General features: G+C 69.3%; 16 protein-coding genes and 1 pseudogene. 8 read left to right on the forward strand and 9 right to left on the reverse strand.

What is annotated here, in order from left to right:
- Position 1 precedes the first annotated feature (1 nt).
- Positions 2-1,714 carry a DEAD/DEAH box helicase gene (locus tag NK1_RS31310; RefSeq protein WP_369689834.1) on the reverse strand — a complete coding sequence of 571 codons (1,713 nt, stop codon included), beginning with the start codon at positions 1,712-1,714 and terminating at the stop codon, positions 2-4.
- A gap of 125 nt (positions 1,715-1,839) precedes the next feature.
- On the opposite strand from NK1_RS31310, the gene NK1_RS31315 reads away from it, so the two are divergent.
- The gene (locus tag NK1_RS31315) at positions 1,840-2,610 is read left to right on the forward strand and encodes a TetR/AcrR family transcriptional regulator (protein WP_063014594.1); all 771 of its coding nucleotides are present in this window, start codon (positions 1,840-1,842) and stop codon (positions 2,608-2,610) included.
- Between the two features lie 85 nt (positions 2,611-2,695).
- On the opposite strand, the gene NK1_RS31320 is transcribed toward NK1_RS31315, so the two are convergent.
- The gene (locus NK1_RS31320; RefSeq protein WP_063014596.1) at positions 2,696-2,890 is read right to left on the reverse strand and encodes a DUF7455 domain-containing protein; all 195 of its coding nucleotides are present in this window, start codon (positions 2,888-2,890) and stop codon (positions 2,696-2,698) included.
- A gap of 430 nt (positions 2,891-3,320) precedes the next feature.
- On the opposite strand from NK1_RS31320, the gene NK1_RS31325 reads away from it, so the two are divergent.
- The 3 genes from NK1_RS31325 to NK1_RS31335 are packed head-to-tail and all read left to right on the forward strand — an operon-like array spanning position 3,321 to position 5,376.
- Positions 3,321-3,695, forward strand: a complete 375-nt coding sequence (locus NK1_RS31325; RefSeq protein ID WP_063014610.1) for a DUF952 domain-containing protein — start codon at positions 3,321-3,323, stop codon at positions 3,693-3,695.
- A 15-nt stretch (positions 3,696-3,710) separates the two neighbouring features.
- Positions 3,711-4,193, forward strand: a complete 483-nt coding sequence (locus tag NK1_RS31330) for a cation:proton antiporter regulatory subunit (RefSeq protein ID WP_063014598.1) — start codon at positions 3,711-3,713, stop codon at positions 4,191-4,193.
- A 4-nt stretch (positions 4,194-4,197) separates the two neighbouring features.
- Complete coding sequence (locus NK1_RS31335; RefSeq protein WP_063014600.1) at positions 4,198-5,376, forward strand: cation:proton antiporter; 1,179 nt, start codon at positions 4,198-4,200, stop codon at positions 5,374-5,376.
- Here NK1_RS31335 and NK1_RS31340 read toward each other — a convergent pair.
- From NK1_RS31340 to ppgK, 5 genes are all read right to left on the reverse strand, one after another.
- On the reverse strand, positions 5,341-6,207 hold the full coding sequence (locus NK1_RS31340) for a rhomboid-like protein (RefSeq protein ID WP_174552774.1): 867 nt from the start codon (positions 6,205-6,207) through the stop codon (positions 5,341-5,343). The genes NK1_RS31335 and NK1_RS31340 overlap by 36 nt on opposite strands.
- 133 nt (positions 6,208-6,340) lie before the next feature.
- Entirely contained in the window at positions 6,341-7,192 is an 852-nt protein-coding gene (locus NK1_RS31345) for an MHYT domain-containing protein (protein WP_063906161.1), read from the reverse strand.
- Between the two features lie 220 nt (positions 7,193-7,412).
- Positions 7,413-9,002 carry a Na+/H+ antiporter gene (locus tag NK1_RS31350; protein WP_063014602.1) on the reverse strand — a complete coding sequence of 530 codons (1,590 nt, stop codon included), beginning with the start codon at positions 9,000-9,002 and terminating at the stop codon, positions 7,413-7,415.
- A gap of 96 nt (positions 9,003-9,098) precedes the next feature.
- Positions 9,099-10,481, reverse strand: a complete 1,383-nt coding sequence (locus NK1_RS31355) for an RNA polymerase sigma factor (RefSeq protein WP_063014604.1) — start codon at positions 10,479-10,481, stop codon at positions 9,099-9,101.
- A 152-nt stretch (positions 10,482-10,633) separates the two neighbouring features.
- Positions 10,634-11,392: a polyphosphate--glucose phosphotransferase gene (ppgK, locus tag NK1_RS31360; RefSeq protein ID WP_063014606.1), complete on the reverse strand. Its 759-nt coding sequence runs from the start codon at positions 11,390-11,392 to the stop codon at positions 10,634-10,636.
- A 118-nt stretch (positions 11,393-11,510) separates the two neighbouring features.
- Between ppgK and NK1_RS31365 the strand changes: the two genes are divergently transcribed.
- Positions 11,511-12,422 carry an inositol monophosphatase family protein gene (locus tag NK1_RS31365; RefSeq protein WP_084461827.1) on the forward strand — a complete coding sequence of 304 codons (912 nt, stop codon included), beginning with the start codon at positions 11,511-11,513 and terminating at the stop codon, positions 12,420-12,422.
- 52 nt (positions 12,423-12,474) lie between these two features.
- Here the strand turns inward: NK1_RS31365 and cei are convergent, their stop codons facing one another.
- Positions 12,475-13,152, reverse strand: coding sequence for an envelope integrity protein Cei (gene cei / locus NK1_RS31370; protein WP_063014614.1), 678 nt, complete (start codon positions 13,150-13,152; stop codon positions 12,475-12,477).
- Between the two features lie 571 nt (positions 13,153-13,723).
- On the opposite strand from cei, the gene NK1_RS31375 reads away from it, so the two are divergent.
- Positions 13,724-14,026, forward strand: a complete 303-nt coding sequence (locus tag NK1_RS31375) for a DUF4193 domain-containing protein (protein WP_025351469.1) — start codon at positions 13,724-13,726, stop codon at positions 14,024-14,026.
- Positions 14,027-14,102: 76 nt separating this feature from the next.
- Here the strand turns inward: NK1_RS31375 and NK1_RS31380 are convergent, their stop codons facing one another.
- Complete coding sequence (locus NK1_RS31380; protein ID WP_039779414.1) at positions 14,103-14,546, reverse strand: DUF3093 domain-containing protein; 444 nt, start codon at positions 14,544-14,546, stop codon at positions 14,103-14,105.
- Positions 14,547-14,774: 228 nt separating this feature from the next.
- Between NK1_RS31380 and dut the strand changes: the two genes are divergently transcribed.
- Both dut and NK1_RS35470 read left to right on the forward strand, forming a co-directional pair.
- The gene (dut, locus tag NK1_RS31385; RefSeq protein WP_063014616.1) at positions 14,775-15,272 is read left to right on the forward strand and encodes a dUTP diphosphatase; all 498 of its coding nucleotides are present in this window, start codon (positions 14,775-14,777) and stop codon (positions 15,270-15,272) included.
- A 2-nt stretch (positions 15,273-15,274) separates the two neighbouring features.
- Positions 15,275-16,193 (forward strand): annotated as a pseudogene (locus tag NK1_RS35470) (hypothetical protein); the annotation flags it as partial.

The following is a 16,193-nucleotide window of genomic DNA, read 5'->3' on the forward strand; positions in this document are numbered from 1 at the left end:
GTCAGTTGCCTCGCTTCCGGCGCAGTACCGCCAGCAGATGGTCGTCGTCCAATCGGGCCAGCCGCGCCACCGCCGACCGTCCGTCGCCGGCGCCGAGTCCGGCCAGCGCGGATTTGCGATCGTGCATGCCGGCGATATGTTCCTCGACGGTGGTGGCGCTGGTCAGTGTGGTAATCGTGACCGGGCGGGTCTGTCCGATGCGATGTGCGCGGTCGGACGCCTGCGCCTCGACCGCGGGATTCCACCAGCGGTCGTAGTGCACCACGTCCGCGGCGCGGGTCAGGGTCAGGCCGGTTCCGGCGGCGCGCAGGCTCAGGATCAGGATCGGCGGGCCGTCGGCGCTCTGGAATGCCGTGACGATCGCATCGCGCTCGGCCTGTGACAGGCCGCCGTGGAATACCGGCGCCGCCACGTCGAATCGCTCGGTGCAGTGTCGTGCCAGCAACTCGCCGGTGCGCCGATACTGGGTGAAAACCAGTGTCGGGCAGTCCAGTTCGAGGTTGTTGGCGAGGATGTCGGAGCAGACGTCGAACTTCCCGCTGCGTCCGGTGAGCTCGTCGAGATCGCCGGTGACCAGCCCGGGATGGTTGCAGACCTGCTTCAGGGCGGTCAGCGCGGCCAGCACGCGCGCATTGCGTTCGGCGCCCACACCGAATCCGTCGGCCTCGGCGCGGTCGAGCAACTCGTCGTAGAGGCGCTGCTGCTCCGTGGTCAGATCGCAAACCAGATCGGTGTGGATCTTCGGCGGCAAGGTCGCGGCGACCTGAAGTTTCCTGCGGGCCAGCACGATCGGCTCGATGGTGTCGTGCAGTCGCCGCACGGCCGCGGTGGAGCCCTCCTCGATGGGCCGGACGAAGCGTCGCCGGAACTGCGCCTTGTGGGTGAACGCGGCGGGCGTGACCAGATTGAGCAGCGCCCACAGTTCGTCGAGATGGTTCTCCACGGGCGTACCGGTCAACGCGACCCGCGCTCGCGCGGATACGCCCCGCGCCGCCCGCGACACCTGCGTGCGAGGATTCTTCAGTACTTGCGCCTCATCGAAAACCGCGGTGGCCCAATCGATATCGGCCAGTGCCGGCCCGTAGCCGCGCAGCGTCGGATATCCGGTGACGATCACCGCGTCGGGTGCGAGATCGCCGAGCTCCCCGCCGCGCCACGCGATCGGGCGTAGGCCGGGCGCGAAGCGGCTGATCTCGTGCACCCAGTTGCCGACCAGCGAGGTCGGGCAGACCACCAGTTGCGGACCGTCGTCGGCGCGTCCGAGCAGAAAGCCGATGGCCTGCACGGTTTTTCCCAGACCCATCTCGTCGGCGAGCACCGCGCCGCCGTATTCGGCGGTCGTCCGGTGCAGCCAGGCGATCCCGCGCGCCTGATAGGGCCGCAACCGCGCGCGCAGCGGCTCGCGCAACGCCCGCACGACCTCCTCGGTGTCGCGGTAGGCCCGCACCGCCCGGTCGGCGGAGACGATCGCGGTGGCGGCCGCATTGGGTACGGCGTGGCCCGCGGCGGGCAGCAGCTCCGGCCCGCCCGCCTCCCGTGCGACGAGCTGCCAGGCCGACAGCGACGAACCGGCGTGGCCCACCTCGACAGCATCGAGCCGATCGGCGTCGACCACGGCGCAGGCGACCTCGCTCACCTCGATCGCGGTGCCGTCGGGCCCCGGCACGGCGAGCCGGACGGTGTCGCGCGCGCCGTGCGGTGGGGGTTCGGTCACCCGGCCGGCCCAGTTCCAGAGGGCGAACGCATGGCGGTCGGACAGGTAGGTGGCATGTGTGGTGTGCAGAGGGCCCTCGCTTATCTACGTATAGCGTACGGAGTATTATAACCCCGTACGGTGTAATGAGATTCCCGAGGAGTGTGGTGGCCCAGAAATCCGCGTCCGACCGGGCGCGACAGGTGATCGCACTACTGTGGCGCCGCGAGCTCCCGGCCCGGCCGGTGTTACGCGGGCCCAAGCAGACGGTCGAGGTCGACGAGGTGATCCGCACGGCCGTCCGCATCGCCGACCGCGACGGCTACGGCGCGGTGTCCATCCGCGCGGTGGCCACGGCGCTGGGGCTGGGCCCGATGAGTCTCTACACCTACGTCCCGGATAAGCAGGCGCTGATCATCGCGATGGTCGACTGGGTGGCCGCCGAGGACGCGCCGATCGATCCGGCCGCGCCGCTGCGCGAGCGTCTGGCCGCGGTCGCTCGCGGCGTGCGTGCGGAACTGCTCGCGCATCCGTGGTTGCTGGAGGTTCCGCCGTGGCGGCTGGAGCTGGGCCCGGGACGGCTGCGGCGCTACGAACGGCAGTTGAGCGCGCTGGACGGGTCGGGGCTGACCGATGTCGAGATGGATCGGACGATCGCCGTGCTGTCGGATTTCGCGACCGGCAATGCCCGCACCGCGGTCGCGGCCCGGCGGGAAGCCGATGAGATGAGCGATGCGCGGTGGTGGGAGGTGTACGGGCCGCTGCTCACCGAGGCCACGACGGGGCAGTCGTTTCCGCTCGCGGAGCGGGTGGGTACCGCGGTGGGGGAGCAGTATCAGGCGCCCGGAGATCCCGACGGCGCCTTCGAGTTCGGGCTGGCGCGCCTGCTGGACGGGCTCGCCCCCGGTCCGGTGTGACCTGCGGCACGGGCGGGGTGGCCGGAGACACGAAAAGGGCGGCCCGAAGGCCGCCCTTGGCTGACAGGGGACGTGAGGAGCCGGCCTATAGTGCCGGTGCCGCCTCGGTATCGATGACTGCCTCCAGCTCGCGCAGGCGCTCCATGTGCTCGTTCGCGTGGTGTTGGCAGAAGAGCAACTCGCCACCGGCGGGAAGTGTCGCGCGCACGCGCGCGGCCGCCCCGCAGCGGTCGCAACGATCGACCGCGGTCAGTGGGGTGCTTGTCAGTGTTCCTGGCATGACTCCTCCGTCCTGGCTCCCGGCGCAGAAAGCCGTTCGCCTGGTGTGGGGCCCACGGTCCCTTCCGCGGGCTCGCTACCGCTACTTCCCAGCAGGGGCTGATGACTACTCTGTCAGACGTTCGGGACGGGGGCTTTGTTCCCGAAGATGTTTGTATGTGTTTTCCCTAACATGACCAGGTATTTCGCTGTGGGCGAACACCATGGCCATCCTTGGGAACCTCGGTTCACCACCTGTGGTTCAACACTTCGGAAAAAGGCCGATCCAGTTGTCTGCTCGCAGATTACCCGCGCCCACCGACAATCAACCGCTCAATCAAACGTCCGCTTCGTTCCTTTCGGCGGGTCGCGCGCGCCACGCTGGGTATGGTGCTGCCGTGACTGCCGACAACGTTGCCCACGCCGCCGACGCCGACAACATCAACGGGCGCATGCTGGTTCACCTCTGCACGCCCGCGGAGTGGGAGCAGGCGCAGCGGATCGGCGAACGCGTGGCACCTTCGCTGGAGAGCGAGGGGTTCCTTCATCTGTCCGCGCCGCATCAGGTACACCTGCCGGCGAATCGGCTGTTCGCCGGTCGCGACGATATGCTGCTGCTCTGGATCGACGTCACCCGCCTGACCGCGCCGCTGCGCTGGGAGCCGGGGGTGGCCGGCGATCCGGGTTCGATGCGCTTTCCGCACCTCTACGGGCCGCTTCCCGTCACCGCGGTGGTGCGTACCAGTTACTATGCCCTGGATGAAAAAGGGACATTTCCGGCGCTCACCGCTGACCCGGATCAGTGGCCTGCCTCTCGAAGTGCTTGATCTAGGCTGGATTTCGTGAACGTCGATGTGACACAACTGCCGGGAATTGGCGTCCGGAAGGACTTCGAGGCGCGGTCCGGTCGCCGGATCGGAGTGGTCGCGCATCGCGACGGTGGCATCGATCTCATCGTCTCCAAACACGACGATCCCGACGACTGCGCCGCCCAGGTACCGCTCACCGTCGACGAGGCGGCCGTGCTCGCCAATCTGCTGGGCGCGCCGCAGCTGGTGGAGAAGCTCAAGGACGATCATCGCGATCTGCCGGGCATCACCACCCGCCAGCTCCCGATCGGCGACGAATCGCCGTATTCGGGGCGGGCGCTCGGCGACACCCGCATGCGCACTCGCACCAAGGCGTCCATCGTGGCCGTGATGCGGGCCGGGCAGATCTATCCCTCGCCCGGTCCGGACTTCGTGCTCGTCGCGGGCGATCTGCTGGTCGTGGTCGGAACACCGCAGGGCCTCGACGCGGCGCTCGAGATTCTGACCGGCGGGTGAGCCGGTGGAGTCGACCGCACTAGCCCTGTTCGAGCTCGGAGCGGTCCTGTTCGCCCTCGGTGTCCTGGGGCGCGTCGCAGGGCGTTTCGGCATGTCCCCGATCCCCCTCTACCTGCTCGGCGGCCTGGCCTTCGGCGACGGCGGTGTGCTGACCGTCAAGGCCGCCTCCGAATTCGGCCATCTCGCAGGCGAAATCGGCGTCGTCCTGCTGCTGTTGCTGCTCGGCCTGGAATACACCGCACCGGAACTGGTGTCGGGAATGCGCAAGTCCTGGCTGGCGGGCCTGCTCGACATCGTGCTCAACGCCACGCCCGGCGCGGTGGTGGCGCTGCTGCTCGGCTGGGGGCCGACCGGCGCGATCACCCTGGCCGGCGTCACCTACATCTCCTCCTCCGGCATCGCGGCGAAGGTGCTCAACGACCTCGGCCGGCTCGGTAACCGGGAGACGCCGGTCGTGCTGTCGGTCCTGGTGTTCGAGGATCTGGCGATGGCGATCTACCTGCCGATCCTGACCACCATCCTGGCCGGTGTCGGCTGGATGGCGGGGTTGCGCTCGCTCGCGCTCGCCCTGCTCGTGATCGCGATCGTGCTGGTCATCGCGCTGCGCTACGGGCGCTTCGTGTCCGCGATCGTGGACAGCAAGGATCGCGAGGTGTTCCTGCTGCAACTGCTGGGGGCGGCGCTGTTGGTCGCGGGCATCGCCTCGGGGCTGAACGTGTCGGCCGCCGTCGGTGCGTTCCTGCTGGGCATCGCGATCTCCGGGTCCACCGCGCAGAGCGCCGCGAAACTGCTGGAACCCCTGCGGGATCTGTTCGCCGCCATCTTCTTCGTGGCCTTCGGCCTCAACACCGATCCGCACAAGATCCCGCAGGTTCTCGGCTGGGCGGTGTTGCTGGCCGTGATCACCACGCTGACCAAGATCGGGACCGGCTGGTTCGCGGCCAAGCGGCAGGGCATCGGCCGCCTGGGTCGCGCGCGCGCCGGCGCCGCCCTGGTGGCCCGCGGTGAATTCTCGATCGTCATCGCGGGACTTGCCGTTTCGGTGGGGGCGGTGCCGGGCAAGCTGGCGGCGCTGGCCTCGGCCTACGTTCTGCTGATGGCGATCCTCGGACCGGTCGCGGCGCGGGTGGTGGAACCGGTGGTGCGCTCAATGCAGCGTCGATTCGCTCCGGCCGTCGGCTGAGGGCTGGTTCTCCCGCACCCGGGGGCCCGCCGGCGGCGGAGGATCGATCGGCCCGGGTGTGGTGTCGCCGGGAAGGCGGAGGGTGCTCGCGGGCCGCTGGTCGCGGATGCGCTCGAGTCGTCGCGACAACGCCACCGCGACCGCCCCGACCGCGAAGCCGATGCACAGGGCCGTCAGGTGGCCGTAGTCGGTGAATGTGCGCCCGTGCCAGGCGGCGAAGCCGAACCAGGCCGGCAATCCCGCCGCCCACACGGCTCGGGGCGTGCCGCGTAGATGGAAGCTCAGTGCGGCCAGCACCGCGGTGGAGCCGTAGGAGGATCCGACATCGGAGGCCACCGCGATGCGCAGCGGGATCAGGTCGTGATGCACCGCGAAGGCGATGCCGGTGACCACGATCATCGAGGCACCGACATGGCCGCAGGCGAACACCATGATCCACCGCAACGTGCCCAGCCAGCGTTCCGCGAAGGCCATCACGGTCAGGAAACCGAGGATGATCACCCACGGGAATCCGCCGTCGGTCCAGAACGCCGAAGCGACCAGCACCTGCACCGGCTCGCGGCGCATATTGTGCAGATTCGTCGAGGCCGACAGGATCAGCCGATGCCCGGCGAAATCGCTGATTCCGCGCAGCGTCCACCAGGTGACGAACAGCGTGAACGCGTAGGCGCAGGAGGCGGGCGCACCGGCCAGGTGGTCGTGGACGGCCTTCCCGGCCCGGTAGATCCGGTCCGGGCCGTGCCACCAGTCCAGCAGTTGCCGCCGCCCGGCATCGAGGTCGAGAGTCCGGGTCCACGGGGACCGGTAGTGATTCAACGCGGAGGACGCCACGTATGCCAGTGTCGCCCGCGCCGGGCCGCTGCGCCCACCGACCCGCGTAATCCGGTGCCGCGGGTTCGCCTCGCGGCGGATTCCTGCGACCGAGCTGTGCGATCACCGGATTGCGCGTCCACGACGGCGGTCGTTATCGACGGTGCCGATGCGTCTCGTCGGCGGCGTGCTCCTCGCGGGCGAACGGCTCTGCCGCCGGGGGTCCGGACTCGGCGCTGCTCGGCCAGTACCGGCTCGCGCGCTGTCCACGGATACGCGACAGATCCGGTTCGTGGATATCGGTGATACCGACCTGCAGGAACAGCAGCAGCGTCACCATGCTCACACCGATGATCAGAGGCGTCAGCAACTCATTGGCCTGGGCGCCCGACGGTGCCTGCATATGGTCGGTCATATGGGCCTGCATGGCGTACATGCCGGTGTAGTGCATACCGCAGACCGCGACGCCCATGATCATCGCCGAACCTATGGTGGCGGGCAGCCCCTCCACGTGCAGCGCGAACCACAGCGCCGCGGTCGCCGCCACCACCGCGATCACGATGGAGACGATGACCGGCCAGGGGTCGTAGTGCATCGCGACATCGGTCTTCATCGCGTACATGCCGGCGTAGTGCATCGCGGCCACGCCCAGCCCCGTGACCGCCCCGCCGGTCAGCAGGGCGGAGGTGTCGCCCTGCCGGCGGCTCACCAGCGACAGGCCGATCCACACCACGACCACCGCGATCGCGGCGCTGATCAACGTGATCGGGATGTTGTAGCGAATGGTCGCCCCGCGGACCGAGAAACCCAGCATCGCGATGAAGTGCATCACCCAGACGCCCGTGCCGCCCAGGGCGACCGCCGCGGTGACGATCCATCCGCGGTGCCCGGGGTTGGCCCGCGCACGCACCATGCAGCGCAGCGCGAGCAACGAACCGATGACGGACATGATGTAGGCCAGTGTGGGTGTCAACCACCCGTAGGTGAACTGGTCGATCTGAAGCATGCGGACTCCTTGCCGAAAGTGCGTCACCGCATCCCCATGCCGGTGACCGTCCGCACATTAGCGAGATACTCGCAGGTAGTAAATTTCCCGAACGTTAGTCCTGGAAAATAGCTGATGTTTGCCGGCGCTCCAGCCCAGTTCGCATCGGCGGTTCGCCCTACCGGCCGCCGATCGCCGCGACGTGTTCAGGGGACTCGACCGCGCCGCGGGCCCCGCAATCTCACAGCAGCGGCGGCGGGCGCAGGTCCAAGCGGCGCATCACCCGATCCACCAGATCCGGCGGCATTCCCGGTTCGCGCCGGGCCGCCAGGGCTTCACCGCGTCCGGCGTCGAGGACGTCGTTGCTGATCGTGCGCAATTTGCCGGTCAATCGCATGGCGTGCTCGACGGCCTTGCTGCCGTCCGCGGCCTCCGCGGCTTCCGGATCGGCGCGCATCAACCGGCGTTCCACGGTGTCGCGCAGCCGCTGATACACCTCGTCGGGCAGATCCTCGTTGTCGGCGATCTCCTCCAGCCGGGCCAGTTCCGCGCGCAGGATCCGCGTCCACAACCGCCGCTCCATATCCCGTTCGACCTCGGTATCGGCCTTCACTCCGGTCCAGCGGGCTACCCAGGGCAGCGTGGGTCCCTGCAGCAGCAGTGTGAACAGCACGACGACGAACGCGATGAACAAGACCTCGGTGCGGCCGGGGAAGTCCGCCCCCGAATCGGTGGTCAGCGGCAACGCCAGCGCCAGCGCGACGGTCACCACCCCGCGCATGCCGGCCCACCAGGTGACCACGGTTTCGCGCCAGGTGTAGGGCTCGTCCACGCGCCGGCGCCGCCACCAGCCGCGAAACAGCCCGGTACTGGCGAGCAGCCACACCAACCGCAGGCCGACCACCACGCCGACCACCGCCGCCGCCCCGCCGAGCAGCCGCGGCCAGTTCGGGCCGGTGGTGGCGAGCACCGTACTCAGCTCGAGACCTACCAACCCGAAAGCGAACCCGGTGACCAGCATGTCGATCACATCCCAGAACGAATCGCCGACGATCCGGTACCCGACATCGCTGAAATCCGTTGCGGCATCGGTGAGGTACAGCGCGCACACCAATACCGCGAGTACCGCCGAACCGTGTGCGGCTTCGGCCAGCCCGTAGGCGGCGAACGGCAGCAGCAAGCCCAGGGCCACCTGCCACGGCGCTTCGGTCAGTCGCCGCATCATGGCACTGCCGGCCCAGCCGAGCGCGAGCCCGACCGCCACCGCCACCACCGCGGAGACCACGAAGTCGATCGCCGTGCGCCAGGCCGAGAATTGACCGGTCACCACCGCGTGCACCGCGACGTCGTAGATCACCACCGCGGTCACGTCGTTGAACAGGCCCTCACCTTCGAGCACCGCCACCAGACGCCGCGGCAGGCCCAGCCGGTCCGCCATCGCGCTCACCGCCACCGGATCCGGCGGCGCCACCACCGCGCCCAGTGCGAATGCCGTACCCACCGGCAGCGCCGGATACCAGAGGTGGAAGATCGCGGCGACCGCGGCCGCGGTGGCCACCACCAGACCGACCGCGCGCAACAGGATCGCACCGGCGTTGGACGCGAACTGCTGCCAGGAGGTGCGCCGGGCCGAGGCGTACAGCAGCGGCGGCAGGACCAGCGGGAGGATGAGATCGGGCGCCAGCGCGATATTCGGCACGAACGGCAGGACGGCCATGACGAGTCCGAAGATCGTCATCAGCACCGCGGGCGCCAAACCGATGCGCCGACCCAGCGGCTGCGCCAGGATCGTCGCGAACGCCAGCACGAAAACCAACACCAACTGATCCACGACAGCCCACCCTAGGGGGCCGTCGCGGCAATACGCCGGACATAACGACGATGCCGCCGAGGCGGAACCTCGGCGGCATCGTCGGTGGCGTGAATATCAGTCCAGGTAGTCGCGCAGCACCTGGGAGCGGCTGGGGTGGCGCAGCTTGCTCATGGTCTTCGACTCGATCTGGCGGATGCGCTCACGGGTGACCCCGTAGACCTGGCCGATCTCGTCGAGGGTGCGCGGCTGACCGTCGGTGAGGCCGAAGCGCAGCCGGACCACGCCCGCCTCGCGTTCGGACAGCGTCTCCAGCACCGACTGCAGCTGATCCTGCAGCAGCGTGAAACTCACCGCGTCGACCGCGACGACCGCCTCGGAGTCCTCGATGAAGTCGCCGAGCTGGGAATCACCCTCGTCACCGATGGTCTGGTCCAGCGAGATGGGCTCACGCGCGTACTGCTGGATCTCGAGGACCTTCTCCGGCGTGATGTCCATTTCCTTGGCGAGCTCTTCGGGTGTGGGCTCGCGGCCCAGATCCTGCAGCAGCTCGCGTTGGATGCGGCCCAGCTTGTTGATGACCTCGACCATGTGCACCGGAATACGAATGGTGCGGGCCTGGTCGGCCATCGCGCGGGTGATGGCCTGGCGGATCCACCAGGTGGCGTACGTGGAGAACTTGTAGCCCTTGGTGTAGTCGAACTTCTCCACCGCGCGGATCAGACCCAGGTTGCCCTCCTGGATCAGGTCCAGGAACGCCATGCCGCGGCCGGTGTAGCGCTTGGCCAGCGAGACGACCAGACGCAGGTTGGCCTCGAGCAGGTGGTTCTTGGCGCGGTTGCCGTCGCGCATGATCCACTGCAGATCACGGCGGGTGGCCACCGGCAGCTTCTCGCCCTTGTCGGCGAATTCGCGCAGCTTCTCGGTGGCGTAGAGACCGGCCTCGATCCGCTTGGCGAGTTCGACCTCCTCCTCCGCGTTGAGCAGCGCGACCTTGCCGATCTGCTTGAGATAGGCGCGCACCGAGTCCGCGGAGGCGGTGAGCTCGGCGTCCTTGCGAGCCTGACGAAGGGCCTCGGATTCCTCTTCGTCCCAGACGAAGTCGCCGGAGGCCTTGTCCTTCTCCGAGGGCTCGTCGGCTTCCTCGTCCTCGGCTTCGTCCTCTGCGGTCTCTTCGACCAGATCTTCGCCGTCCTCGCTCAGATCGTCCTCGGAGACCTCCAGATCACCGAGATCGTCGAGTTCCAGCGACTCGTCGTCGAGGTGTTCGTCGGATTCGTTGTCCGCACCGGGGGCCGCCTTCTTGGTGGTGGCCTTCTTGGCGGGCGCTTTCTTCGCAGCCTTGGCTCCCGCCTTCTTGGCGGGGGCCTTCTTCGCGGCGACCTTCTTGGCCGGGGCCTTCTTCGCGGCAGCCTTGCGGACCGGCCGTGCTGCGGTGCCTTCTGCGGAGTCGGCAGCTTCGGCCGATTCGGCGGTCTGTCGGGTATTCGTGGCTACCACGTACGCCCTTTCGTGACGGTCTCGTGCGGCGTCACGCCAGAGTAATCATCCGGCGGAGCGGTTCTGTCGGGGTTGAACCCGGCTCTACGTGCCGGGGTTGTTTTCCGGCTCACCGCCGGTCTCGTTCCATTGTAACTATCGGCAACGAGTGCTCACGGCGCGATCCCGCTATCCACGGCCATCGCGGCGCCCACGATACCCGCGGTATTGCGCAGATGGGCGGCCGCGACCGGAGTCCGATTGGCCAGCAACGGGATCCAGTGCTCGGCATCGCGGCTGATCCCGCCGCCGGCGACGAACACCGTCGGCCAGAACAGATCCTCCAGGGTGACCAGTACCTTGGTCACCTCGGCGGCCCACTCCTTGTACGACAGATTCTTTCGTTCCTTCACCGACGACGCGGCCCGATGTTCGGCCTCCTTGCCGTGCACCTCGATGTGGCCCAGTTCGGTGTTGGGAACCAGGACGCCGTGGTTCAGCAGCGCCGAGCCGATGCCGGTGCCGAACGTCAGCAGCATCACCAGGCCGTCGATGTTGCGGGCCGCGCCGTAGCGGTCCTCGGCCAGACCCGCCGCGTCGGCGTCGTTGAGCACCACGACCTCGCGTCCGCCCAGCGCCAGCGAGAACAGCTGACGCGCGTCGGTGTCGATCCAGCTCTTGTCGATGTTGGCGGCGGTGCGGGCGATGCCGTTGACCACGACGCTGGGCAGGGTGAGGCCGACCGGGCCGTCCCAGTCGGCCTGGGTGACGAGTTTGGCGACGGTTTCGGCGATGGCGTTGGGGGTGGCCGGGTGGGGCGTGGAGATCTTGATCCGTTCGTGGGCGAGGTCGCCGGTGGCGAGGTCGACGACCGCGCCCTTCACCCCGCTGCCCCCGATATCGATACCGAATGCTTGCCCCCGAGCGGACATCGCGAACTCCTCGTTCCCTGTGGTCTAGGCCGATGAAGGTGCCAGCGGCACGTTACACCGCGCGACGCGCCCACGGCTGCGACCGCGCGGATGCGAGTCCGGGCGGATCTGTGGTCGGATGGAAACCGTGCCCGAGACGAATTCACCCGCCGATATCGCGGAAGCGCCCGTCCTGGATCCTGCCGAAATCGCCGAATTACGCCGTGTCTCAGTCTATCTGGCCGAGACCGCGGCCGCACACGTCCGCCGCCGCCGTCCCGAGGTCTTCGGCCCGGGGCGGACCGAGGACAGCTCGGTCCGCACCAAATCGACGCCCACCGATCCCGTCACCGTGGTCGACACGGAAACGGAGCGGCTGATCCGCTCGTTGCTGGAAGAGGCCCGCCCGGGGGAGACGGTCCTCGGTGAGGAGGGCGGCGGCAGCCTCGGCGCCGCCGGCGAGATCGTGTGGGTGGTCGATCCGATCGACGGCACGGTCAACTTCGTGTACGGCATCCCGGCCTACGCGGTATCGGTGGCCGCGATGCGCGGTGGCCGCTCCCTGGCCGGTGCGGTAGTCGATGTGGCCGGGGAGCTCACCTACAGCGCCGGACTGGGCGCGGGCGCCACCGTGGCCGGCCGCGACGGCGAGCCGATCGCGTTGCGCTGCAACGATATCGACTCGCTGCGGCTCGCCCTGGTGGCCACCGGCTTCGGCTACGGCGCGGCACGGCGCGAACGGCAGGGTGAACTGGTGGCGCGGCTGCTGCCGAGAGTCCGCGACATCCGCCGGATCGGCTCGGCCGCCCTCGATCTGTGCATGGTGGCGGCGGGCCGCGTGGACGCCCACTACGAGCACGGCCTCAATCCCTGGGACTGGGCCGCCGGAGCGCTGATCGCGGCCGAGGCGGGCGCGGTGCTGCGGCTGCCCGGGGCGGACTCCACCGGTGCGCAGGGGGCGCTGACCGTGGCTGCCGCCGCGGGCATCGCCGACGAACTCGCCGAACTCTTCGACCGGCTCGGAGTGGCCGCCCCCATCCCGGAGGAGTGAGCGCGGCCCCCCGGAGGGGTAAGCGCGGCCCGCCCCGGAGGGGTAGCGCGGCTCAGCAGCGGGCGGTGCGGGCGGCCTGCAGCAGCGCCGAATCGACGTCCGGGCCGTTCGGGGCCGGGTTCTTCAGCGCGCGCAGCACTTCCTCGGCATCGGTGCTCGGCTGCAGATCGTTGCCGAACAGCGTGCCCAGGGCCAGGTCGACCGTGTCGTCTGTGCGCTGGTCCTCGATGAGCTCCGCGCACGGCGCGACGAGCTGGACCGCGGCCGCGGCGGGGCGCCCGCTCACGCCGTAGCGGATCTGGCCGGTGCACACCAGGTCGCCGCTCAGATAGACCGGATCGTTGGCGAAGACGGGGGCCGGCGGGCTGGCGAAGCCGTAGTCACCGAGTTTCGACGCGATGTGCTCGGCCAGGCCGCGCTGGCCGGAGCCGTTGAGCACCCGCACCTTCGCCTGAGCCAGCGGCGCCGGCTCCACATCGTGCAGCCGCGACGGGGACACCACCTCGCCGAGCGGCGCGGGCTGCGGGGCGTTCGGATCCGACACGGGAGCCGGCGAGTTGCAGGCCATGGCGGTATGGGTGGCATCGGCGGTGGTCAGCGCCTTGATCCACACGATTGCGCAGATGAGGGCGAGAACCGCGATGAGTGCGACCCACGGCTGGTAGCGGCGCCGCAGGAACGGACGGCCCTTGTTGTCGACCGCGCTGCCTTCGGTGATCAGTGAAACCACACGCACACCTTACGAGTTGGCGGGCCGCGGTCGCGCACGCGGACACCTGCGCGCCGAATCGCCGGGGCGGAACCGCGGAAACAGGCGGCAGCCGGCACAGCGGAAATGTGGCTGCCGCCGCGGTGGAAATCGGCGGCTACGGCCGCGGTGGATATCGGGATCGTAACGATCGGCGGGGCCGCGGGGATCGCGATCGGGTCACGGGCCGGGGAACCGCCGGGCACGAAGCGGTGGCGTATCGCCACACCCGTGCGATCGCAGTGACGATTACCCGTCGGTTTCGACTCGCTCGAGTTTTGATTGCGACTTTTGCCCCGGCGTCCGCTATTGTCTGGCGGCCCGATACGAATCGGCTGATGTGAATCAGGGAAGCGATTTCGGGAACAACCAGGGCATGTCCTGCGTTGACCGAGCGCGATCCGGTATGGATCAGGGTGATCCGGCCGGGCGGCGAGCGGTGTACACGTGACGTACACCACGGCGGGGCGGCATCGCCGGGCGATTCCGACAGGGATCGACGTTCGGCGGAGCCGGTCCGGGATATACGGAGTAAGGACGAGGGGAAGACGACATGGCAACCGACTATGACGCACCTAGGCGCAGTGAATCCGATGAGGTGTCGGAGGACTCGCTCGAGGAGCTGAAGGCTCGTCGCAACGAGGCCGCGTCCGCCGTCGTGGATATCGACGAATCCGATACCGCGGAGTCGTTCGAGCTTCCCGGCGCGGATCTGTCCGAGGAGGTGCTCTCGGTCCGGGTGATCCCGAAACAGGCCGACGAGTTCACCTGCTCGAGCTGCTTCCTGGTTCATCACCGCAGCAGACTCGCCAGCGAGGCCGGCGGGCAGATGATCTGCATGGATTGCGCTGCCTGAGCGGATCCGTGCGGCCGCAGCGGATTCGTTCCGCGGGTAGCAGAAGAAACGACGACAATCAGCCCGGCAGGTCTCGTCAGCCCGCGCTCGGTACGCCGAGCGCGGCCAGTACCTGTTCGGGTTTACGCGTGCTGATCAGCCAGTACGGAGCGGGGTCGTCCGGATCGTCGAGGACGAGCAGGACCATGGGCCCGATCCACGGACGATGCTGGACGAATGCGGCCGGGTCGAGCTGACGACCCAGTGCCGCGCTCTTCGCGCTGGCCGGAACCGCCACCGCCCGGGATACATACGTTACCGGTAAGTGGGCCCGGTCCGCGCGCAATTCGAGGATGCCGTCGGCATCCGGCGCCACCTCCACCCGATGGCGGCTCACCCATATCAGCGCCCAGACGGGTACCGGGAACAGCAGCACGTACGGCAGCCACGCCCGGATCCCCGGCGCGCCCATGTGGATTTCGGCGGCCAGCAGACCGGTCACCGCCAGCGCCACCGGCCACCACCACAGCGGGACCCACAGCCGTTCGGAGTAGACCGGGGCGGGGGCGTCGGCATGTGCGCGCGCTGGAGACTCGTGGGGAGGTACTGCGGGGGACTGGTCGGACACCACATCATGCTAGGTCAGGCCGACATATTCGCTGTCGGCGGGAGCCGCTGCGCGCCGTCCGCGACCGCCGTCGATCGTCGCCGCCACATCGGGGCCCGGCGCTCCCACGGCCCGGCCGCCGGACGCGTAGGCTCGCTGGACGTGACCGGAATTGCACCCATACCTCTGCTGCGGCTCGATCCCGGCGTCCCGGTGCCCACGCGTGCGCACCCGGGCGATGCCGGAGTGGATTTGTGCACCACCGAAGACGTCATCCTGGAGCCGGGCGAGCGGGTGCTCGTCGGTACCGGAATCGCCGTCGCGTTGCCGGTGGGCACCGTCGGCCTCATTCATCCCCGGTCGGGACTGGCCGCCAAGACGGGTCTGTCCGTCGTCAACACGCCCGGCACGGTCGATGCCGGCTACCGGGGTGAGATCAAGGTCTGCCTGATCAATCACGATCCGCGTACGGCGATTCAGTTGCGTCGCGGCGATCGGATCGCACAATTGCTGGTGCAGCGTGTGGAACTGGTGGATTTCGTAGAGGTCGACCAGCTCGACGAGACATCGCGCGGCGCAGGCGGTTACGGGTCGAGCGGCGGACACCACAGTCTGTCGCCGCAATCCGGCGGGGTGGGCCGCGCCGGAGGGGAGGTATGAACATGTTCGGCCGTGGAGATCATCGATCCGATCATGACTCCGAGCGGGACGACACCGACTACGGCGATTCCTATTACGGCGAGGGATACGCCGAAGGCGGCTACCGGACCGGGACGCACCGGGCACCGGATCTGGGGGACGGGGGAGAGTACGGCGAATCCGGCTACGCCACCGGCTATTCCGAGCCGGAGTACCCGGGCGGGCGCACCGGGGGGCGGCACGGCCGCGCGGAGCCGGACCACGAGACGACTCCGCCCGGATACGGGTCGCCCGGCCGATCGGTGCCTCCGCCGTATCCCGGCGGGCGACCGGACCCGTACGAGACGGGCACGCACGCACGAGTCCCGAGGCGCCCCGGGACTCCGCCGCGCGGTGAGGCGCCGGCCCGTCCGCCGCGGCGCGCGCCGGGCGGACCGCGGCCGGATCTGCCGCCGGCGGACGGAGATATGGACGACACCGGGCCCATTCCGCGGATCCCGCCCGGCCCGCTGCCTCCGCGGCATGCGGGCGGCACGGGTGCGATTCCGCGCGTACCCGGCGGCCCGGCGGGTACGGGCGCGATGCCACGTATGCCCGGCGGACCGGGCGGCACGGGTGCGACCCCGCATGTCCCCGGCGGCCCGGTCGGTAGCGGTGCGACCCGGCGCGTCCCGGGCGGTCCGGCGGGAACCGGTGCGACGCCGCGGATTCCGAGTGGTCCGGCCGGCACCGGGGCCACACCGCGTATCCCCGGCGGACCGCGCGACACCGGGGCGGTCCCGCGCAATCCCGGCCCGCCGGCCGGTACGGGCCCGACGTGGCGCAATCCTCCGGGGCCGGACGGCACGGGTGCCGTGCCGCGGCTTCCCGGCGCAGCGCCCGGACCGGTAGGGCCGGTGACCGGAGCGGTCCGGCGGATTCCGCCCGGCCCGAACCCGGCAG

The sequence above is a fragment of the Nocardia kruczakiae NBRC 101016 genome, from assembly GCF_001612965.1.
GTDB lineage: Bacteria > Actinomycetota > Actinomycetes > Mycobacteriales > Mycobacteriaceae > Nocardia > Nocardia kruczakiae.